At 36.3% G+C, this 21,091-nt stretch carries 19 protein-coding genes; 13 read left to right on the top strand and 6 right to left on the bottom strand.

All coding sequences use genetic code 11. The features are described from left to right. Positions 1-93: 93 nt before the first annotated feature. From BJK46_RS09400 to rpmG, 3 genes are all read right to left on the bottom strand, one after another. Complete coding sequence (locus BJK46_RS09400) at positions 94-408, bottom strand: hypothetical protein (protein ID WP_014613996.1); 315 nt, start codon at positions 406-408, stop codon at positions 94-96. Between the two features lie 173 nt (positions 409-581). After that, complete coding sequence (locus tag BJK46_RS09395) at positions 582-2,033, bottom strand: amino acid permease (protein WP_014613995.1); 1,452 nt, start codon at positions 2,031-2,033, stop codon at positions 582-584. A 353-nt stretch (positions 2,034-2,386) separates the two neighbouring features. Next, positions 2,387-2,536, bottom strand: a complete 150-nt coding sequence (rpmG, locus tag BJK46_RS09390) for a 50S ribosomal protein L33 (RefSeq protein WP_014613994.1) — start codon at positions 2,534-2,536, stop codon at positions 2,387-2,389. Between the two features lie 171 nt (positions 2,537-2,707). On the opposite strand from rpmG, the gene rpsN reads away from it, so the two are divergent. From rpsN to BJK46_RS09375, 3 genes are all read left to right on the top strand, one after another. Then, positions 2,708-2,977: a 30S ribosomal protein S14 gene (gene rpsN / locus BJK46_RS09385; protein ID WP_014613993.1), complete on the top strand. Its 270-nt coding sequence runs from the start codon at positions 2,708-2,710 to the stop codon at positions 2,975-2,977. Positions 2,978-3,057: 80 nt separating this feature from the next. Next, positions 3,058-4,035, top strand: coding sequence for a GMP reductase (gene guaC, locus BJK46_RS09380; protein ID WP_014613992.1), 978 nt, complete (start codon positions 3,058-3,060; stop codon positions 4,033-4,035). 5 nt (positions 4,036-4,040) lie between these two features. Next, positions 4,041-5,057 carry a CAP domain-containing protein gene (locus BJK46_RS09375; protein ID WP_169926728.1) on the top strand — a complete coding sequence of 339 codons (1,017 nt, stop codon included), beginning with the start codon at positions 4,041-4,043 and terminating at the stop codon, positions 5,055-5,057. Positions 5,058-5,269: 212 nt separating this feature from the next. Here the strand turns inward: BJK46_RS09375 and lexA are convergent, their stop codons facing one another. Further along, a complete protein-coding gene (gene lexA, locus BJK46_RS09370; RefSeq protein WP_014613990.1) occupies positions 5,270-5,893 on the bottom strand; it encodes a transcriptional repressor LexA in 624 nt (207 codons plus the stop codon). Between the two features lie 144 nt (positions 5,894-6,037). Here lexA and sosA point away from each other — a divergent pair, with 144 nt between their 5' ends. The 7 genes from sosA (at position 6,038) to sbcC (ending at position 14,279) form a co-directional block, all read left to right on the top strand. After that, positions 6,038-6,271, top strand: coding sequence for a DNA damage-induced cell division inhibitor SosA (gene sosA / locus BJK46_RS09365; protein ID WP_103263594.1), 234 nt, complete (start codon positions 6,038-6,040; stop codon positions 6,269-6,271). Positions 6,272-6,537: 266 nt separating this feature from the next. Beyond that, on the top strand, positions 6,538-6,774 hold the full coding sequence (locus BJK46_RS09360) for a DUF896 domain-containing protein (RefSeq protein WP_014613988.1): 237 nt from the start codon (positions 6,538-6,540) through the stop codon (positions 6,772-6,774). 104 nt (positions 6,775-6,878) lie between these two features. Continuing rightward, positions 6,879-8,864 carry a transketolase gene (tkt, locus tag BJK46_RS09355; RefSeq protein ID WP_014613987.1) on the top strand — a complete coding sequence of 662 codons (1,986 nt, stop codon included), beginning with the start codon at positions 6,879-6,881 and terminating at the stop codon, positions 8,862-8,864. A 157-nt stretch (positions 8,865-9,021) separates the two neighbouring features. Continuing rightward, positions 9,022-9,249: a YneF family protein gene (locus BJK46_RS09350; protein WP_014613986.1), complete on the top strand. Its 228-nt coding sequence runs from the start codon at positions 9,022-9,024 to the stop codon at positions 9,247-9,249. Positions 9,250-9,496: 247 nt separating this feature from the next. Next, positions 9,497-9,964 (top strand): CcdC family protein, encoded by a 468-nt coding sequence (locus BJK46_RS09345; protein WP_014613985.1) that lies wholly within the window; start codon positions 9,497-9,499, stop codon positions 9,962-9,964. A gap of 125 nt (positions 9,965-10,089) precedes the next feature. Next, on the top strand, positions 10,090-11,244 hold the full coding sequence (gene sbcD / locus BJK46_RS09340; RefSeq protein WP_015729086.1) for an exonuclease subunit SbcD: 1,155 nt from the start codon (positions 10,090-10,092) through the stop codon (positions 11,242-11,244). Between the two features lie 2 nt (positions 11,245-11,246). Beyond that, a complete protein-coding gene (gene sbcC, locus BJK46_RS09335; protein ID WP_103263595.1) occupies positions 11,247-14,279 on the top strand; it encodes an exonuclease subunit SbcC in 3,033 nt (1,010 codons plus the stop codon). A gap of 228 nt (positions 14,280-14,507) precedes the next feature. Here the strand turns inward: sbcC and mscL are convergent, their stop codons facing one another. Then, complete coding sequence (mscL, locus tag BJK46_RS09330; protein ID WP_014613981.1) at positions 14,508-14,867, bottom strand: large conductance mechanosensitive channel protein MscL; 360 nt, start codon at positions 14,865-14,867, stop codon at positions 14,508-14,510. A gap of 239 nt (positions 14,868-15,106) precedes the next feature. Between mscL and BJK46_RS09325 the strand changes: the two genes are divergently transcribed. The 3 genes from BJK46_RS09325 (at position 15,107) to menI (ending at position 20,574) form a co-directional block, all read left to right on the top strand. Further along, positions 15,107-16,741, top strand: a complete 1,635-nt coding sequence (locus BJK46_RS09325) for a BCCT family transporter (protein ID WP_014613980.1) — start codon at positions 15,107-15,109, stop codon at positions 16,739-16,741. Between the two features lie 298 nt (positions 16,742-17,039). After that, positions 17,040-19,745 (top strand): aconitate hydratase AcnA, encoded by a 2,706-nt coding sequence (gene acnA, locus BJK46_RS09320; RefSeq protein WP_014613979.1) that lies wholly within the window; start codon positions 17,040-17,042, stop codon positions 19,743-19,745. 364 nt (positions 19,746-20,109) lie between these two features. Beyond that, positions 20,110-20,574: a 1,4-dihydroxy-2-naphthoyl-CoA hydrolase MenI gene (menI, locus tag BJK46_RS09315; RefSeq protein ID WP_015729089.1), complete on the top strand. Its 465-nt coding sequence runs from the start codon at positions 20,110-20,112 to the stop codon at positions 20,572-20,574. A gap of 128 nt (positions 20,575-20,702) precedes the next feature. Here the strand turns inward: menI and BJK46_RS09310 are convergent, their stop codons facing one another. Beyond that, the gene (locus BJK46_RS09310; protein WP_015729090.1) at positions 20,703-21,008 is read right to left on the bottom strand and encodes a HesB/YadR/YfhF family protein; all 306 of its coding nucleotides are present in this window, start codon (positions 21,006-21,008) and stop codon (positions 20,703-20,705) included. Between the last annotated feature and the right edge of the window lie 83 nt (positions 21,009-21,091).

Raw genomic sequence — 21,091 nt, 5'->3', positions numbered from 1 at the left:
GTTTGTTCTAAAGTCGTGTGAGATGAAATGGTCATATAAATATGTTGGCCAGTAAAAAAGAAGCACTCCTCAACAGAGCACTTCAAAGATTCACTATTTTGCGGTATGCGTCCACTCATGTTTGCCACGATGACGTTTAATATGCGCATACACTTGATCTGCAGCATAATCTAAATTTGTGTACACAGTGATGGCAAACGCCGATTGAGACGCTTCAAAATCGGTCTCCGAATACAACTCTTTTAAATGTTGGAATAAACTTTCCATTTGTTCGTGCGTTAAACTACTATACTCTCTTAACGTCCGTTTCAACAACTTTCCGTTTTTCTCTTCTAAAACTTGTACCACAATGACAAAGCGTTCTTCAGTTTTTAAAACATCATCGAAAAGGTTTGTTTGTCCTATCATCACGTGCCCACCTTTACAATTTATTAATTTAATTATACATGAAATCGCAATATGTAGGAAATGGAATAGTCAAGTTTTTTAATGAAATTCATCTTTTCAAACACGATGTTATTGTAATGGAAGTAAAATAGACGAAAAAAAGAGCCCTACACGGAAGGCTCCTTTATTTGAGTCTATTCGCGATAAGATTCATGTTCGCTTAAATCAATCTCTTCAAGTGGAATGATGCGTGTCTTGTGAATCAACTTATGAACGATATAGACGAGTAGCAAAATGAAAATAGGTAAAAAGTTTTGTGCTAATTTCGCTAAATCAAAATGAACAAATGCTTCAGCTGAACTACCGAGAATTAAGAATAACAACGTTGCGATAACGATAATAGGTCCAACAGGGTAAAATGACGCCTGATAAGGTAACAATTGATTGATATCTTTATTTTGCTTTTTAATAGCACGTCGTAATCTGATTTGAGCAATAATACTTGAGGCCCAAACAAATGTAACGAGGGCACCAATAATATTGAGCAAGCCCATGACACTTTTTGGATTAAAGTTTGCATAAATCGTAACGGCTGCAATGAAAATAAATGTTGTGTATAAAGCGCGTAATGGCAGTTGTGAACGTGAATGAATGTGACCTAAAAACTTTGGTGCTTGTCCGTCTTGACTTAATGAGAACAACATACGACTCGTGGTAAAAACACCTGAATTTGCAGCTGAAAGTAATGATGTTAAAATCACCGCGTTTATAACAGAAGCTGCAAAAGCAATACCGACTCTATCAAAAACAATCGTAAATGGACTTTGAGCGATTGAACCACTTTGATTGAGTAATGTTGGATCTGTATAAGCTAAAATGGCAGAAATCACCGCGATAGACAACACATAGAATAATAAAATGCGCCAAAAAACTTGTTTGATCGCACGTGGCATGGACGTTTTCGGATTATCTGATTCACCCGCTGTAACTGCAACGACCTCAGTTCCACCAACGGAAAAGCCTGCGATTAATAAGACGCTTAAGAATCCTGAAATGCCCCCAACAAATGGTGCTTCACCCGTTGTAAAGTGTTTAAAACCGTAATAATGCCCTCCTAAAATACCGAAAATCATTAAAATGCCTAGGACGATGAAAATAATAATCGTGACAACTTTAATTAAAGATAGCCAAAATTCAGCTTCACCAAACGCTTTAACGGTAAAGATATTCACTAAAAATAATAAGGCTAAAAAGATTAAACTCCATACAAGCGGTGAGAAGAAATGAAATGCATCCCAATAGTTAATGACACTCGATGCAACGATAATATCTACACTTGTGACAAGAGACCAAATTGTCCAGTATAACCAACCCATCGTAAAACCTAAAGATGGGTCTACAAAACGATTGGCATAACTACTAAATGCTCCAGACACAGGGTAAAAAGTTGCCATTTCTCCTATTGATGACATTAAAAAGTATAACATCACCCCGATGACTAAATAAGCAAGTATCGCGCCACCTGGACCAGCTTGAGCTATCACCCCACCAGTTGCGACAAAGAGCCCTGTACCAATCGCGCCTCCAATGGCAATCATTGTAATATGTCTTGATTGGAGGCCTCTACTTAAATTTTTTTCTTCCATACATATCTTCTCCTCAACAATTAGCTTTCTATATATTTTACTTGTTAAGGGGATGAGTTTCAATAAAAATTTGCGACTTTAAAGCGATAAAATATCGAGGGGATTAAAATTGAGTATGAAAAATAGAAAATACGGTGGAGAAATTCATCATGATACAAAGGGTGTAAGCAGTTTTGCGGCTAATATGTAGAATAGTTGTATAATGAAAAGGTAAATAAAAAAGTCAAATGATGTTTGAAATCATTTGACTTATGTCGTATTTTAATTATAAGCAAGGTGACGCGCTCGCTAACGCATTGATGTACTTGTGTAATAAGCGTCGCACAATCAATGACAGTGATTATTCACTATGATTATTTTGTTTCTCTGTGTAAAGTGTGTTTGTTTAATCTTGGGCAATACTTCATCATTTCAATACGCTCAGGATTAGTTCGTTTGTTTTTAGTTGTGATGTAGTTACGGTCACCACATTCAGTACATGCTAAAGTTACATTTACGCGCATGACTAGTCCCTCCTTTTCAAATTGAAACTATTACGATTTATTATTTTAGCACGAGCCAAGCATTTTGCCAACTCTTTTTTATTTTCATCAATTAAACTCTTGCCAAGAAGAAGAGGCATGTGCTAATATGTAAAACGTAATTATTACGATTTGTAAGGAGTGTTCATATATATGGCTAAAAAGTCGAAAATTGTAAAAGAGCAAAAAAGAGAAGCATTAGTCGCAAAATATGCTGAATTACGTAGAGAATTAAAAGCAAAAGGAGACTATGAAGCGTTAAGAAAATTACCAAGAGATTCTTCACCAACACGTTTAACACGCAGATGTAAAGTGACAGGTCGTCCTCGTGGTGTGCTACGTAAATTTGAAATGTCTCGTATTGCATTTAGAGAACATGCTCATAAAGGTCAAATTCCTGGCGTTAAAAAATCAAGTTGGTAAAGCGACCCCCTCTTTATTTTACTTTGTTCCTTAAAGGTAGTATATTATCAAAGGAATAAAAAGATAAAGGGGCTTTTTTTATGAAAATTTTTGACTATGAAGATATCCAACTCATCCCGAATAAAAGTATTGTAAAAAGTCGTTCAGAAATCGATACATCTGTACAATTTGGCCCGAAACGTTTTAAATTGCCAGTTGTGCCAGCTAATATGCAAACAGTGATGAATGAATCTTTGGCAGAATGGTTTGCGCAAAATGATTACTTCTATATTATGCACCGATTTGATGAAGCAGCGCGTTTACCTTTTGTCAAAAAGATGCAAAGTAAAGGGTTATATGCTTCAATTTCTGTAGGTGTTAAACCTGGAGAATTTGAATTTATTGATGCCTTGAAAGCTGAGAATCTTACACCAGAATATATTACAATAGATATTGCACATGGGCATTCAGATCAAGTGATTGGCATGATTCAATATATTAAGGAACATTTACCTAAAGCGTTTGTGATTGCAGGTAATGTCGGTACACCAGAAGGCGTGAGAGAACTTGAAAACGCGGGTGCTGATGCAACGAAAGTCGGTATTGGTCCTGGGCGTGTTTGTATTACAAAAATCAAAACTGGATTTGGGACAGGTGGATGGCAATTAGCTGCAGTCAATCATTGTAGTAAAGCTGCCCGTAAACCTATTATTGCAGACGGTGGTATCCGTACACATGGCGACATTGCAAAATCAGTGCGCTTTGGTGCATCAATGGTCATGATTGGTTCTCTCTTTGCGGCTCATGAGGAATCACCGGGTGAGACAGTGGAAATAGAAGGTAAAAAATATAAAGAGTACTTTGGCAGTGCGTCAGAATATCAAAAAGGTGAACGTAAAAATGTTGAAGGCAAAAAGATGTTTGTCGAACATAAAGGCTCACTTCAAGATACTCTTGTAGAGATGCAGGAAGATTTGCAAAGCTCGATTTCTTATGCAGGTGGCAAAGATGTAGATGCCTTAAGAAAAGTAGATTATGTCATCGTACGCAATTCTATCTTTAACGGAGACCGTGACTAAAGGAGCTGTTCGTTATCAAAAAATTTCTCTCAATCACCGTTGTAGGTATCATACTTTTATTACTCATACCACTTCAGCCGAATGAGACATTTTCTAAAATTGCGACACCATTTACCCAACAAATCGATCAACTTGTAGAAGGTAAAACGAACGAAACAACACTTAAAAAGCCTAAATCACAAAATTTTGCACTTAGAAATATTCAGATGAACATGAGTCGTAATGAAGTCGAACAAAAACTCGGTCCACCTGAGTCAGAAATTGGTAATGAATACGGAACAAAATGGCAAGTTTATCATCAAGATTTTAGTAACTTCGTGATGGTCAGCTATATTGATAACAAGGTGCACGGTCTGTATACAAATCAAAATATGATTACATCGAAAAGTGGTGTGAAATACGGAATAGCTAAAAAAGCGGTACGTAAAGAACTGGGTCAACCGATTAAAGGGATTCAAAAAGGTCGCACCATTTATGAAAATGATAACGATGAATACGATATATTTGATAAAGACGGGATTTATACGACTGCATTTTATGATCAACATGAAAATAATCAATTAACAGGATTAATGCAAATCAGTCATCAAATGGAAAATAGATTGAACAGTCAATATGCAGCCCCATCAAAATATTTACAAGAAAGTTTTGAGAAAGAAGATTATTATTTATTAAATGCTGAGAGAGTTCAAAAAGGATTGCAACCCCTTAGCTATTCGAACAAATTAGCTAGCACTGCGCGTAAGCATAGTACGGACATGGCTGAAAATCAATATTTTGACCATACAAATCTTAAAGGGGAATCACCATTTGAGCGTATTGAAAAAGACGGCCATCAATATCAGACAGCGGCAGAAAACTTGGCATATGGTCAAACGAGTGCAATTTTTGCGCACCATGGATTAATGAATTCAAGTGGGCATCGTAAAAATATTTTGAATGAACATGTCAAAACAATCGGTATTGGTGTAGACTTTAATGAGAAACACCAGCCGTATTGGACTGAAAACTATATAGGCTAATGTTTTGAATGGTAATTTTGGGGAATAGCAATCGTGGAAGTGATTTAAATGACATCAAAGCAGAATCATTCAAAGCAAAATACTTTGAATAAAAAGCAATCACAAGATGATATTTTAATACAAGTGAAAAAAATTCTGAATAAAAATTAGCAAGCGCGGACCTTACATATAAGTTGTAAGGTCCATTTTTTGAAGGAGTGGTTTACGCAAGATTACATTTCTCTAAATAAGCCAATGACTTTACCTAATACTGTAACTTGTTCTAGATAAATAGGTTCTAAACTACTATTTTCTGGTTGTAAACGATAACGATTTTTTTCTTTGTAGAAACGTTTTACAGTAGCTTCATCTTCCTCAGTCATTGCAACAATGATGTCACCATTTTCAGCAATCGATTGACTTCTTACAATAACTTTATCTCCGTCTAAAATACCAGCTTCAATCATACTATCTCCCATAACGTTAAGTATAAAAATCTGGCCGTTATGTGTCGATGTAAAATGTTCAGGCAACGGATAATACTCTTCAACATTTTCAATAGCAGAAATAGGTGTCCCTGCTGTAACTTTACCGATGACAGGGACATAGATTGTTTCTTCCATATTCACAGGTTCGCCCATCAATTCATTCACAATCTCTATAGCGCGCGGTTTTGTTGGGTCTCGTCGAATATAGCCCTTTTCTTCTAACCTTGACAAATGCCCATGTACAGTCGAACTTGAAGCTAACCCCACAGCCTCACCAATTTCACGAACACTTGGTGGATACCCTTTTGATTGCACGACATGTTTAATAAATTCAAATATTTCATTTTGTCTTTTAGTTAATTCTCTCATTTTCCACACTCCTTCTCAGTACTATTTGTTGATATTATAACATACCACGCGAACATTAACAAACGTTTGTTCGTTTTAGTGTTGACATAGAACGTTCGTTCTGTTAGATTATTAATACAAACAAATGTTCGAGGAGTGACGAAGATGCTTCACATTAAAAGTTCAGAGGTTTACTTGTTCTTATCAGTGTTTATCATTTCTTTAATCTTATTTTTATCATTCTTTTTACTCGCCATTGATGCAAGTAAAACAGAACAAACGTACGAAATGACAGATCATCAACTTAAAACGACACCAACAGAACAACAACAAAAATACGAACAGCAGCGTAACCATACAAACGAACAGTCCGTTGTAGCTGTGACGTTGAGTCATTAAATAAGCCATACAAAGACCGTAGTGAAAAAAAGGTTCAGGTGATTTTCTCTATGGTCTTTTTCTAGTTTCTTCTTTAATACATGTAAATTCATTAAAAAACACGAAATGGTCTTTTTAGTAGATGGAATTACTATACGAGAAAAAGTGTTAGCTTGGAATAACGCTCAAACAATGACAGCGCTTACTTTTATGCTGAGTTCAAGCATTTGGTTTTATAACATTTTTCTGTTATATTTTTGTAAAGAAAATCACGGAGGGGAGCTCATATGCTTAGTAAAGAAAAGTTAAATCGAATTAATGAACTCGCAAATAAGAAAAAAAGTGAAGGCCTTACTGAAACGGAAGCAAAAGAACAATCTCAATTAAGAAGTGAGTATTTAGAAGTATTTAGAAGCAGTTTTAAAAGCCAAATAGAAAACACAAAAGTGATAGATCCAGATGGCAATGACGTAACGCCTGAGAAATTAAAAGAAGTTCAAAAGCAAAATCAATTACGTAGTTAGTATTTTTGAACATAATGGATAACGTGGTGCCATTTATTAGGTTTCAGACAGTGTTTCGGTTATAATGTAATTATGATATGGAATCAGAAAGGAAGGATTTTCAAATGAGTCAACGAAATGATAGCTTAGCTATAAATACAATACGTGGATTAAGTATTGATGCTATTGAGAAAGCGAATTCAGGTCATCCTGGTTTACCAATGGGGGCAGCACCAATGGCATATACTTTATGGACACGCCATTTAAACTTTAATCCAAAGTCACATGAATATTTCAACAGAGACCGCTTTATTTTATCAGCAGGTCACGGATCAGCATTGCTTTATAGTTTATTACATGTGTCTGGTTCACTCGAACTTGATGAGTTAAAACAATTTAGACAATGGGATTCTAAAACACCTGGACACCCAGAATATCACCACACACAAGGTGTAGAAATTACGACTGGACCACTTGGACAAGGTTTTGCGATGTCAGTTGGTATGGCAATGGCTGAAAAACATTTAGCTGCTAAATTCAACAAAGATATCGACGTTGTTGATCACTACACTTATGTATTGGCATCTGACGGTGACTTAATGGAAGGTATTTCACATGAAGCAGCTTCACTTGCAGGTCATTTGAAATTAGACAAATTGATTACACTTTATGATTCAAACGATATTTCTCTAGACGGGGAAGCTTCAAAAGCATTCTCTGAAGATATTAAAAAACGTTTTGAAGCTTATGGTTGGAACCACATTCTTGTAAAAGACGGTAACGACATTGAAGCGATTGATAAAGCGATTGAAGAAGCTAAAGGTCAAGCTGGTCCAACAATCATTGAAGTGAAAACAATCATTGGTTACGGTTCACCTAACAAATCTAATAGTAACGCGTCACACGGTGCGCCACTTGGTGAAGAAGAACGTAACTTAACATTCGAAAGCTATAACCTTGATCCATCTAAACATTTTCATGTTGAAGATGAAGTTTATGACATTTTCAATTCAACAATGATTCAACGTGCGGATGAAAATGAAAAAGCATGGAAAGAAAAAGTGGAACAATACGCTGAGAAATACCCTGAATTATACAAAGAGTTTGAAGATGCTATGGCAGGTAAATTACCTGAAGGCTATGAAAATGAACTTCCTAAATTTGAACTTGGTCACAAAGGGGCTTCTCGTGCAGACTCTGGTGATGTGATTCAAGCGTTAAGTAAAGCCGTACCAACATTATTCGGTGGTTCAGCTGACTTAGCTTCATCAAATAAATCAAATGTTAAAAACGAAACTGACTTCTCTGCTGAAAATGGCGTTGGGAAAAACGTATGGTTCGGTGTACGTGAATTCGCAATGGCAGCAGCTGTTAACGGTATGGCTGCACACGGCGGTTTACACCCATATGGTGCGACATTCTTCGTATTCAGTGACTATTTAAAACCAGCATTACGTTTAGCAGCCATTATGGGCTTACGTTCAACATTCGTATTCACACATGACTCAATTGCTGTAGGCGAAGATGGTCCGACTCACGAACCAATCGAACAATTGGCTGGTTTAAGAGCGATCCCTAACTTAAACGTTATTCGTCCAGCTGATGGTAACGAAACACGTGTTGCATGGAAAGTCGCTGTTGAATCAAACGGCACACCAACTGCATTAGTATTAACTCGTCAAGGTTTACCTGTATTAGATGTGGAAGAATCTACAGTTGAAGAAGGCGTAAGAAAAGGTGCTTACGTTGTATTCGAAACTGAAAAATCTCCAGAATACGTTTTATTAGCATCTGGTTCAGAAGTGAGCTTAACAGTAGACGTTGCTAAAGCACTTGAAGAACAAGGTAAAGGTGTACGTGTCATTTCAATGCCAAACTGGAACGCATTTGAAAATCAATCAAAAGCATACCAAGATGAAATTTTATTACCACATGTTGAAAAACGTGCAGCTGTTGAAATGGCAGCTTCATTAGGTTGGCATAAATACGTTGGTATGAACGGTGTTGTTGTAGGTATCGACCGTTACGGTGCAAGTGCGCCTGGCGACTTAGTTGTTGAGAAATACGGCTTCACTAAAGATAATGTTTTAGCAGAAATTGAAAAATTATAATTTCCTCTAAAATAGTGTCAAATATAGCGTCGAGCTCGATCAGTCGATTTTGAGCTCGGCTTTTCTTTTTAGATTTGGTATAAATTTGTCTTCCATATCTTGAAAAGCATACATAATTTTAGTAAAATGCAAAAGGATAAAGAAAGTGGGTGAAACTATGGCTACATGGTTAGCAATTTTATTAATTGTTATTGCACTTATCGGTGGATTAGTTGGGGGCTTTTTCTTAGCACGTAAATATATGATGGATTATTTAAAGAAAAACCCACCAATCAATGAAGAAATGTTACGCATGATGATGATGCAGATGGGACAAAAACCATCTCAAAAGAAAATTAATCAAATGATGACAATGATGAACAAAAACATGGATAAAAAAATGTAATGTTCTTTAACGTTAACGATAGCAAGGATTTGTGCTGGAATTAAAAAATCGCGCATCCTTGCTATTTTTTTGAAGGCAAGCGAGACAACAAGTTTTTGGTTTCAACAGTTCAACGATACTTTTTAATATGGAAAACTATTGAATATATCCATTTTCCATTCAAAACGACAAGTATAGACCATTACTCATTTGACTTGTCATATGATATACTTATTGGTATCTTTGGATGATGTTAGGAGGAGCAGCGTTGACATATTTAGTTCTATCCATACTCATTGCGTTTGTAATGGGTGCAGGTGTCATTGTCATTAGAATGAAGGCGCAAAAATATCCAGTAAATACAAAGAAAATTATTTTGCCTCCTTTCTTTATGGCTACGGGTGCACTGATGTATGTCGTCCCTTATTTTAGATTAACTGGTTTTGAAATCATTGAATCCGTCGTGTTAGGGGTTGTTTTTTCAAGTGTACTCATTATGACCTCGCATTTTGAAGTCAAAGGTAGCCAAATTTATTTAAAAAAATCTAAAGCATTCCCATTTGTGCTGGTCACGTTATTACTGTTTCGTACAGTGCTGAAAGTCTTCTTAGGTAATTCTGTAGACCCTGGGGAATTAGCGGGGATGTTCTTCTTGCTCGCGTTTAGTATGCTTGTACCTTGGCGACTTGCAATGCTTTATCGATATAAAAAAATCAAAGACCAAATTGTCGCATAATGAGTATGTTATTGACCTTTGCAGTGAGCGTGCTGCGAGGTCTTTTTTCTATAGTTGAAAGCAAGTGCAAAATGTTAATAAATAGCGTCGGCAATCACTTGAAATGAGCCATAGCATGCTATAAAATGAAATCGAACATTTGTTCTGAGGTGATGGAATTGAAATTAATACATACGGCCGATTGGCATTTAGGCAAAGTTTTAAACGGTCATTCGTTTTTGGAAGATCAGCAATACGTATTAAAACAATTGATTGAAGTGCTTGAACGTGAACAACCGGATGCACTCATTATTGCAGGAGACATTTATGATACGGCTTATCCGAGTAAATATGTGATTCAACTGATGGAAGAAACGATTGCAAAAATCAATTTAGAGATACAAATCCCGGTTGTGATGATTAATGGCAATCACGATGGTAAAGAACGTTTGCGCTATGGTGCCTCTTGGTTTCGACATAATCAGCTTTATATTACTACGGAAATTGAGCAATTTTTTGAACCAGTGATTTTGGGGAATGTGGCCATTTATACGCTACCATTTTTTACTTTATCTGAAGCACGTGAGTATTTAGAAGTGTCTGTAGAAAATTACGAAGAGGCTGTGAAAAAATTAGTCGATCAAGTAAGACCACAGTTAAATCCTGCAATGACGAACATTTTAGTGGGGCATTTTACGCTTACAGGTGCGCCAAAAAGTGATTCGGAACGTGATATTACGATAGGTACTATTGAAGCAGTATCGCCACAATTTTTGGTAGATTTTGATGCGGTCATGCTTGGACATATTCATCATCCTTTTGCGAGTCAGTATCAAAACGTTGTGTATAGTGGTTCACTGTTGCAATATTCATTTTCCGAAGTGCAACAAGTTAAGGGAGTGCGCTTATTTCATATTGAAGCCGATCAAGCGATACGCCAAAGTTTTATCCCATTAAAGCCAGCCCGTGAATTAGAAGTTGTTGAAGCAAGTTTTGATGATATTATGAATGGTCGTTTTAAGCGTAAAAGTGATGACAATTATTTTCATTTTAATGTTGAACAATTAACGCACGTCAAAGACCCTATGCAAAAGTTGAAACAAATTTATCCGAATACACTGTCGTTAACGCAACAAACACAACCGTCATCTTATCAGTCTAAAGTATTGGCAGATGTTAAAAAGTTATCCCCATTAGATATCGTGGGTCAATTTTACTCTGAAATGACGACCGATACGCTTTCAGAGACGCAAAAAAGTAATGTCATCCAGTTGTTAGAAACGATGAATGAGGAGGAATAATCATGAAACCATTAAAGTTGCACCTTCAAAATTTCGGCCCATTTTTAGATGAAACGATTGATTTTTCCCGTATTCAATCTAATCAACTGTTTCTGATTAGTGGTAAGACAGGTTCAGGTAAAACGATGATTTTTGATGGGATTGTGTATGCATTGTATGGTCGTGCATCGACAGAAAAAAGAGAAGTGAAACATTTAAGAAGTCATTTTGCAGCCGCTACCAAACCTTTAACCGTCACGTTTGAATTTGAAATTTCTGGTAGATTATATAAAGTCGTTCGTGAAGCATCGTTTTTAAAACCAGGTAATAAAAATGAAACGAAACCGAAGCTTGAAGTGTATCGTCATAAGGCAGGGCGCTTTGAACTTATAGAGAGTACAATTCAAGCAGGGGAACGCTTCATTTTAGAACTTCTAAAACTCAAACAAGATCAGTTTAGACAGTTGTTCGTATTGCCTCAAGGGGAGTTTAAAGAGTTTTTAGTCTCAAATAGTTCAGATAAGCAAACTATTTTAAGGACGCTTTTTAATACGCAATTATATGATATGTTGAAAAATCGACTCACTGATAAAACGAAAAGCATGAAAAATGAAATCGATCAAATCTATACCAAAATACAAAGTGCTTGGGATGAATTGTATACACTAGACCATCCTGATTTAGTAGTGGAAAAAGGACTCAAAAGTGAACAATATGATTTGATGATGGCTGCATTACCTCAATTTGAAACGATTGCAGAACAACAAGTTTCAAAAGTGCAAGAAGAAAAATCAAAGGTTGAAAAAGAATTAAAAAGTGTGAATGAAGCAGTAGAACGTCAAATTTTACGCCAACAATTATCTGAACAACAGATACAATTGAAGATGAAACTTGAGCAATTTGAAGTACGCCAACTGCACATTCAGCAACTTGAACAGCAATTAAAGTTAATGAATGAAAGTAAAATGGCGCTGAAAATGTATCAAAATCTTCAAGAATTAGAAGTGGCATTAAAACGACAACAAAATGAGTATGAACAACTGCAGAATGAAAACGAAAATTTAGAAACAGAACAAATTGAACAGCAACAAACGCTTGAAACGCATTTATTACAAGAAGATGAGATGAACCAAAAAGCACAGTATCTTGAGCGCACACATCATTTTTATCAAGAGTGTAAGCAATTGAAAGAAAAATATACACGTATGACAAACATTGAGCAAACGATACAAAAGTTAATGCAGGATAATGAAGAAGCAATGCAAACACTTGAAGCGATTGACAAGGACGATTTAGAACGCCAACCTGATTATGAAAAAAAATCACAATTACAAACTGAACAGGCAGTGTTAGTAGAAAAAGTTGCGACATTACGCATCGCACAAAATCATGCAACACTTCAAGCGCGACAACAACAACAGCTTCAACAATACACTGAGGATTTAAAGCGAATCGATGGGGAGATTGCTCAAAAGAAGGCGAATATTCAAGTCATCTCAGAAAATGAACAACAGTTGTTGAAACATGAACAAGCTGTTATGACATTGCGCGCGACATTAAGTCAAAATGATCCATGTCCAGTATGTGGTCAAACGGTGCATCATGTTGAAGCGGATGCTGATATAGAACAAATTAAAAAGATTCAACAAGAAAATCGTATTATTGAGCAAACACTTGAAAAGCTTAAAGAACAAAAGATTAAATGTGATGCAAATATTGCGCACACCAAAGCACAACTTGCTGAAATCGGTGAAGTTGATTTTAATGAAGAAGATCTCAAGAAGGCAGAAGCGGAACAACACGACATAAAACAAAAGCTAGAGGCCATCGATAAAGAAAATTCACGCATTGCAACCATTCAAGAAGAAGTTGGTCGTATTCATCAAGTGATAGACGAAAATCAACAGCAAATACAATTGTTAAAGAACGAACAAGAATACATTCAAGAGCGTATGGACAGATTTGTTGCTGAAACGGCATACGACGATATTGAGACATTCCAATCAGCCTTTACCCAATTGAAATCAGCTGTCGATCAGTTTTATCAAGAAAAAGCAACATTAACCGAACGACGTGATCAACTTACAACAAAGATAAAAGAGCAACAATATGAGATACAATTGTGTGTACATCAAATCATTGAACGTTCCAAACAAGTGCAAACTTTAAATGCCGACATTGATGAAGCATTGGAAGCATTAAACATTCAGAATCGTGAAACATTACTTGATATTTTACAAGACAGTGTTTATAAAGAAGCATATGAACAAGAAGTGAAAACGTATCATCAAGAAAAACAAATAGTAGAACTTAAAATGCAAGATGTGTCTCAGCAACTGTCCGCAATTACCGTTGAAGATTTAGATGATTTAAAAGTAAAACAACAACAACAACGTGCAGATTTTGAAGATGTACAAAGACGTTTTAATGAATATGCATTTCAAGCGACACAAAATCAAAAAACAGCACAAAAAATTAATGATGAAGTGACTTATTTAAAAAATACTCTCAACGAACAAATTGAATTATTTCAACTTGCTGAAATTTTGAGTGGCAAAAATGCACATAACCTAACGTTAGAAAATTACGTTTTAATGCATTATTTAGAACAGATTTTGTTGAAAGCGAATCAACGCCTCCTCAGTATGACCGGACAGCGTTATGAATTAGTGAGAAATGAGAAAAAAGGAAGAGGGTTTAGTGGTCTTGAGATTGAGGTGTTTGATTACTATTCTAACCAATCGCGTCACATTACATCATTGTCCGGTGGTGAAACGTTCCAAGCCTCACTTGCATTGGCGTTAGGATTAAGTGAAGTCGTTCAAAGTGAACAAGGTGGCATTGCGTTAGATGCGATGTTTATAGATGAAGGATTTGGGACACTTGATCAAGAAACGTTAGAAACAGCCCTCGATACTTTAATTCAATTGCAATCGAGTGGTCGATTAGTCGGTATCATTTCGCACGTTTCAGAACTAAAAAATCGCATTCCGATTATTTTAGAAGTTGTATCTAAAAACTACCAAAGTACAACGCATTTAAGAAGCAATGAATAATCATGATGCATGTTTTTGAGATGTAACCGGTTTGATCCTGTATCGAAATCGAGAAAACGGTGATGAATAAGCTGATGACATATATTCCTCCGTACGCACGTGAAACTGCCACCAATGCTTTTCTATTCAAAGGTGTTGGTGACAGTTTTCTTTGATAATATTCGTGGCATAGGATATATAAAAAAGAAGCTGAGAAAATTGAATTTCACAGCCTCACTATATTACCGATTATTTACTGTCTTTACGTAATAAATCACGAATTTCAGTTAATAATACAATATTTTCTTCTACGACAACTTCTTCTTCTTTTGGTTTTACAACCGTATTTGCGATTTTAACAAAAATGAATAATGCAAATGCAATAATAATGAAGTCGATGATAGATTGAATGAAAATACCATATTTGATACCATACATTGACCAGTTTTTCGCAAAGTCAACTTCGCCAAATAATAAACCGATTAATGGCATGATGATGTTTTCAACTAACGATGTAACGATTTTATTAAAGGCGGCCCCCATGACAACGGCGATTGCTAAGTCAAGCACGTTACCTTTTAACGCAAAGTTTTTAAATTCTTGCAGCATGTCCAATTCACCTCTAATTACAAAATTTTTGAATAACAAAAACGATTATACACGAAAGCACAATTATTGCAATACAAAATTTTCTTAAAAATCCATACATTTCTTAGTACATTGATTATATGATAATGTTTTGTTATGGTATATATGTCGATTGCACTTTTAATTTAATTATTGAGTTTTTTTGATTATTAGTGTGTGATACTTAAAATTTAATATGAGGAAAGGGAGTATGTTATTTTATGAATTCTTCAACTCCAGAACCAAATGGTAAGAAGTTTTCTCCTGTATTCTTAGTTAGTGCGATTATCGTTTTTGCGATTGTACTGATTGGTGTATTCATCCCAACACAATTTGGTGAATTTACGAATACGATTAAACTTTGGATTACAGATAAACTGGGTTGGTATTATCTTATTTTAACTACGATTATCGTATTCTTCTGTATCTTTCTAATTTTTAGCCCAATCGGAAAGTTAAAGTTGGGACGTCCAAACGACAAGCCGGAATTTAATACAGTTTCTTGGTTTGCGATGTTGTTTAGTGCAGGTATGGGGATTGGTTTAGTCTTCTACGGGGCAGCTGAACCTATTTCTCACTTTGCGTCTCCTCCTAATGCAGATCCACAATCTACGGAAGCATTTACCGAATCATTACGATCGACATTCTTTCATTGGGGTTTTCATGCATGGGCAGTTTATGGCGTAGTTGCGTTAGCGTTAGCATATGCACAATTTAGAAAAGGAGAACCGGGATTACTCTCTAAAACGTTGCGCCCAATTTTGGGAGATCATGTCGATGGCCTTATCGGAACAATTATCGACGTGTTGGCAGTGTTTGCAACAGTGATAGGTGTTGCGGTTTCACTTGGTATGGGGGCATTACAAATCTCAGGTGGTTTAAATTACTTATTTGGTTTACCTAATACAATTGTGACGCAATCTATCATTATTGTTGTTGTAACTATCTTATTTATTATGAGTGCATGGTCAGGATTAAGTAAAGGGATTCAATATTTAAGTAATTTAAACATTGGACTTGGTACATTGTTATTAATTACGGGACTAATTGTTGGACCGACAGTGTTAATTTTAAATATGTTTACAAGTTCAACAGGTAGTCTATTAAATTCATTCTTATTCAACAGTTTTGATGCAGCAGCTACGAACCCACAAAAGCGTGAATGGATGTCTGACTGGACGCTTTATTATTGGGGTTGGTGGTTAAGTTGGAGCCCATTCGTTGGTGTTTTCATCGCACGTGTATCAAAAGGACGTTCGATTCGAGAATTTATTTCGGGCGTATTACTTGTACCTGTTATCGTGAGCTTTATTTGGTTTAGTGTATTTGGTGTATTAGGAATTGAGACGGCTAAGAAACATAAAGAGATTTTTGATATGTCAGCAGAAACACAATTGTTTGGTGTATTCAACCATATCCCGCTCGGCATTGTTTTATCAATAATCGCATTATTACTTATTGCGTCATTCTTTATTACATCAGCAGATTCGGCGACATTCGTATTAGGTATGCAAACTACGAATGGTTCGCTTAATCCAAGTGCATTCATTAAAGTGACTTGGGGGATCGCACAATCATTAATCGCGTTTGTCTTGTTACTTTCAGGTGGCGGTGACGGAGAAGCAGGTTTAAACGCCTTGCAAAGTGCTGCGATTATTAGTGCGTTACCGTTTTCCTTTATTGTGATTCTGATGATGATTAGTTTCTATAAAGATGCCAATAAAGAGCGTAAATTCTTAGGCCTTACTTTAACACCGAATAAGCATCGTTTGAAAGAATACGTCGCAAATTCACAACAAGATTATGAAGACGAATTGATTTCAAAACGTAAAGGCTTACGTGAACAAGAAAAATAAATATGAAATTTTACGGTTGGTGATTACATATCATCAGCCGTTTTTTACGTTATCGCTCATATAGTGTCAATATCTTATACGGATATGTCTCCCCCAATCAAAAATGTTATTGAAAATCATTCTCAATTAATAACATATACTTATAACGCTATATTATTATCATAACTTTTGCTTATAATAACTGATTAGAAAGTCAAAACTCCAAATGGTTACTTTTGCTCTCCATTTAGTTGTTTTCATAAAGCGTTAATTATACAATTAAATAAACGGTATATAAAAATATCAGGGGGGATATTCAATGGCTTCAAATTTAAAAGCACAAGCAAAAAAGTCATTCCAATTGAATGGTAAGAGCTTAACGTATTACGATTTAAACACTTTAGAAGAACAAGGTTATACACAAATTAGTCGTTTACCATACTCAATTCGTGTGTTACTTGAATCTGTATTACGTCAAGAGGATGGTTTTGTTATTACAGATGAACACATTAAAGCACTATCATCTTTCGGTAAAGAAAATGAAAAGGGTGAAGTGCCATTTAAGCCGTCACGTGTTATTTTGCAAGACTTTACTGGCGTGCCAGCTGTCGTGGACTTGGCTTCATTACGTAAAGCGATGGACGATGTAGGTGGGGACTTAACTAAAATCAATCCAGAAGTACCAGTAGACTTAGTTATCGACCACTCTGTACAAGTAGATAGCTATGCGAATCCTGAATCGTTAGAGCGCAACATGAAATTAGAATTTGAACGTAACTATGAGCGTTACCAATTTTTAAACTGGGCGACAAAAGCGTTTGATAACTATAACGCTGTACCGCCAGCAACAGGTATCGTTCACCAAGTTAACTTAGAGTATTTAGCGAATGTTGTCCACGTACGTGAAGAAAATGGTGAGCAAGTTGCATTCCCTGATACATTAGTAGGTACTGACTCTCATACAACGATGATCAATGGTTTAGGTGTTCTCGGTTGGGGTGTTGGTGGTATCGAAGCTGAAGCCGGTATGCTCGGTCAACCTTCATATTTCCCAATTCCAGAAGTGATTGGTGTACGTTTGACGAACGAATTACCTCAAGGTGCGAATGCAACAGACTTAGCCTTACGTGTAACTGAATTATTACGTAAAAAAGGCGTTGTTGGTAAGTTCGTTGAATTCTTCGGTCCTGGTGTAGACAAATTGCCACTTGCTGACCGTGCGACAATCGCAAATATGGCGCCTGAATATGGTGCAACTTGTGGTTTCTTCCCAGTTGACGATGAAACTTTAAAATATTTACGTTTAACAGGACGTTCTGACGAGCACATTGAAACAGTAGAGACATATTTAAAACAAAATCACTTGTTCTTTGATGTCAATGAAGAACCGAACTATACAGATGTGGTAGATTTAGACTTATCAACTGTTGAAGCGTCTTTATCGGGTCCTAAACGCCCTCAAGATTTAATTTTCTTAAGCGACATGAAAAAAGAATTCGAAAAATCTGTCACTGCACCAGCAGGTAACCAAGGTCATGGTTTAGATAAGGCAGAATTCGACAAAACAGCGACAGTGAACTTTAAAGACGGCTCAACAACTGAAATGACGACAGGTGATATTGCGATTGCTGCGATTACATCTTGTACGAATACATCCAACCCATACGTGATGTTAGGTGCAGGTTTGCTAGCGAAAAAAGCAGTTGAAAAAGGTTTAGAGGTACCATCTTATGTGAAGACCTCTTTAGCACCTGGTTCAAAAGTCGTAACAGGTTATTTACGTGATTCAGGCTTACAAAGTTACTTAGATCAATTAGGCTTTAACTTAGTTGGTTATGGCTGTACAACTTGTATCGGTAACTCAGGTCCATTATTAGAAGAAATTGAAAAAGCGATTGCTGACGAAGATTTACTTGTGACTTCTGTATTATCAGGTAACCGTAACTTCGAAGGTCGTATCCATCCATTAGTGAAAGCAAACTATCTTGCGTCACCACCACTTGTTGTTGCGTATGCATTGGCAGGTACTGTAGATATCGATCTTCATAGCGAAGCATTAGGTCAAGATCAACAAGGCAATGATGTGTTCTTAAAAGATATTTGGCCATCAATTCAAGAAGTTGCAGATGCAGTGGAAAGCGTTGTAACACCCGAACTCTTTAAAGAAGAATATAAGAGCGTGTATGACAACAACGAATTATGGAACCAAATCGATACAACTGATCAACCATTGTATGACTTTGATCCACAATCAACATACATTCAAAATCCTACATTCTTCCAAGGTTTATCAAAAGAACCTAGCGCAATCCAACCTTTATCTAACTTGCGTGTGATGGGTAAATTTGGTGACTCAGTGACAACGGACCATATTTCTCCAGCGGGTGCGATTGGTAAAGATACGCCAGCAGGTCAATATTTAACAGCGAATGGTGTATCGCCACGTGATTTCAACTCTTATGGTTCACGTCGTGGTAACCATGAAGTGATGGTACGTGGTACATTTGCGAATATCCGTATTAAAAACCAACTTGCGCCTGGTACAGAAGGTGGTTATACAACTTACTGGCCAACTGGTGAGGTCATGCCTATTTTCGATGCTGCAATGAAATATAAAGAAGACGGTACTGGTTTAGTTGTATTAGCAGGTAACGACTATGGGATGGGATCTTCTCGTGACTGGGCAGCTAAAGGTACAAATCTTTTAGGCGTGAAAACAGTAATTGCACAAAGTTACGAACGTATTCACCGTTCAAACTTAGTAATGATGGGTGTATTACCTTTACAATTTAAAGAAGGCGAATCTGCGGATACATTAGGATTAGATGGAACAGAAACAATCGCGGTTGATCTCGATGAAAATGTGCAACCAGGTCAAACAGTTAAAGTGACAGCGACGAAAGAAGACGGTACAACAGTTGAATTCGATGTAACTGCACGTTTCGATTCAAATGTTGAGATTGATTACTATCGTCATGGTGGTATTTTACAACTTGTATTACGTAAGAAGTTAGCTTCAGCGTAATGGCATAATTGAGGCTTTTAATGATAGGGGATAAGGTCATCATTGGCGCTTATCCCTTTTTATTATGAATTTTAGTAACGTATCGTCATGGTGCTGTGTGATGAGAAAATGCGAGTCATCGACCAATTGAACGTGTAAGGCGAATCACTTCATTATAATTATATTATGTCAACTTAAATATTCTAAACGATTTTTAAAAACCCAACGTTAAGGGGTCCACACTGTATCAAATTGATCAAAATATGCGATAATGTCATAGAGATGAATGAAGTTAAAGTTTCAAATTGTGAGACAGCGCTGATTTGAATCGATTATGACTTTTCAAATGTAGCAAGTTTCTCTTATATAGAAAGAAGGTAAAAGAATGATTTATGCATTAACGGAAATTGAAGCAAGATACCAAGAAACGGATCAAATGGGTGTGATTTATCACGGAAATTATGCGACTTGGTTTGAGGTGGCACGTACAGATTACATACGCAAGCTGGGTCTAGACTATGCAGAAATGGAACAAGCAGGCGTTGTGTCGCCAGTAACTGAACTCAACATTCAATATAAAAAAAGTGTGACATACCCTGAAAAAGTGATAATTAAAACGTGGGTTTCTCGATTTTCGCGCTTACGTTCTCGTTATCAATATGAAATCTATAATGCAAAAGGTGAGCTGGTTACAACGGGATATACAGATAATGTAATCATTACGAAAGATGCGGGAAAACCTGTTCGTTTAGATAAAGCATTTCCGAGTTGGTATACAGTATATCATGATGTGGACCAACGTAATCAAGCTGGTGAAGATTTAGAAGTGAAAAGCTCGGACATAGACTAATAAAATAGGTGTGCTGAATACAGTGTTTAATAGTGTATGAATAAAAATATAAAAAAGTGTCGGCTAGAAATCTCTATAAATAAAAAAAGATTCCTGGTCGACACCTTTTTACATTTGACGTCACATAATTATGCTTCGATGGATTCAGCTGTGTAGATAACTTCATCGTCGTTAATGTCGATGGAAAGCTTGTGATCTTCATAGTACCAAACGTCTTTTTCCGCAATCACAATACGAATGTCATTAAATGTTTCTTCAAAGCCAATTTCATCAATATCACTTTCAAATTCTACATTAAAAGCGGGGCTAAATCCTTGTTTGAGTTGGAATTCGCCACCATAACGCACATAGAATTGTAATACTTTTCCTTCTTCAGGTAATTCTAATTCGTCTTTGAACCATTCAACAGCGTCATCTGTAAGTTCAATTTTCACGTAAAAAAACCCCTTTCAATATTAAGGTTAATGTAATTCAACCTTATTGTAAGGGGTTTTCAATGAAATTTAAAACTTTATGA

The organism is Staphylococcus pseudintermedius, assembly GCF_001792775.2.
GTDB lineage: Bacteria > Bacillota > Bacilli > Staphylococcales > Staphylococcaceae > Staphylococcus > Staphylococcus pseudintermedius.
Note: the sequence above shows the minus strand (reverse complement) of the source record. Positions and strands in the feature narration are given on the sequence as shown.

What these genes read in the sequence shown, in the direction of transcription:
- BJK46_RS09400 (WP_014613996.1), bottom strand. Translation starts at nt 408, where the DNA reads ATGATAGGACAAACAAACCTTTTCGATGATGTTTTAAAAACTGAAGAA.
- BJK46_RS09395 (WP_014613995.1), bottom strand. Translation starts at nt 2,033, where the DNA reads ATGGAAGAAAAAAATTTAAGTAGAGGCCTCCAATCAAGACATATTACA.
- rpmG (WP_014613994.1), bottom strand. Translation starts at nt 2,536, where the DNA reads ATGCGCGTAAATGTAACTTTAGCATGTACTGAATGTGGTGACCGTAAC.
- rpsN (WP_014613993.1), top strand. Translation starts at nt 2,708, where the DNA reads ATGGCTAAAAAGTCGAAAATTGTAAAAGAGCAAAAAAGAGAAGCATTA.
- guaC (WP_014613992.1), top strand. Translation starts at nt 3,058, where the DNA reads ATGAAAATTTTTGACTATGAAGATATCCAACTCATCCCGAATAAAAGT.
- lexA (WP_014613990.1), bottom strand. Translation starts at nt 5,893, where the DNA reads ATGAGAGAATTAACTAAAAGACAAAATGAAATATTTGAATTTATTAAA.
- sosA (WP_103263594.1), top strand. Translation starts at nt 6,038, where the DNA reads ATGCTTCACATTAAAAGTTCAGAGGTTTACTTGTTCTTATCAGTGTTT.
- BJK46_RS09360 (WP_014613988.1), top strand. Translation starts at nt 6,538, where the DNA reads ATGCTTAGTAAAGAAAAGTTAAATCGAATTAATGAACTCGCAAATAAG.
- tkt (WP_014613987.1), top strand. Translation starts at nt 6,879, where the DNA reads ATGAGTCAACGAAATGATAGCTTAGCTATAAATACAATACGTGGATTA.
- BJK46_RS09350 (WP_014613986.1), top strand. Translation starts at nt 9,022, where the DNA reads ATGGCTACATGGTTAGCAATTTTATTAATTGTTATTGCACTTATCGGT.
- sbcD (WP_015729086.1), top strand. Translation starts at nt 10,090, where the DNA reads ATGAAATCGAACATTTGTTCTGAGGTGATGGAATTGAAATTAATACAT.
- sbcC (WP_103263595.1), top strand. Translation starts at nt 11,247, where the DNA reads ATGAAACCATTAAAGTTGCACCTTCAAAATTTCGGCCCATTTTTAGAT.
- mscL (WP_014613981.1), bottom strand. Translation starts at nt 14,867, where the DNA reads ATGCTGCAAGAATTTAAAAACTTTGCGTTAAAAGGTAACGTGCTTGAC.
- BJK46_RS09325 (WP_014613980.1), top strand. Translation starts at nt 15,107, where the DNA reads ATGAATTCTTCAACTCCAGAACCAAATGGTAAGAAGTTTTCTCCTGTA.
- acnA (WP_014613979.1), top strand. Translation starts at nt 17,040, where the DNA reads ATGGCTTCAAATTTAAAAGCACAAGCAAAAAAGTCATTCCAATTGAAT.
- menI (WP_015729089.1), top strand. Translation starts at nt 20,110, where the DNA reads ATGATTTATGCATTAACGGAAATTGAAGCAAGATACCAAGAAACGGAT.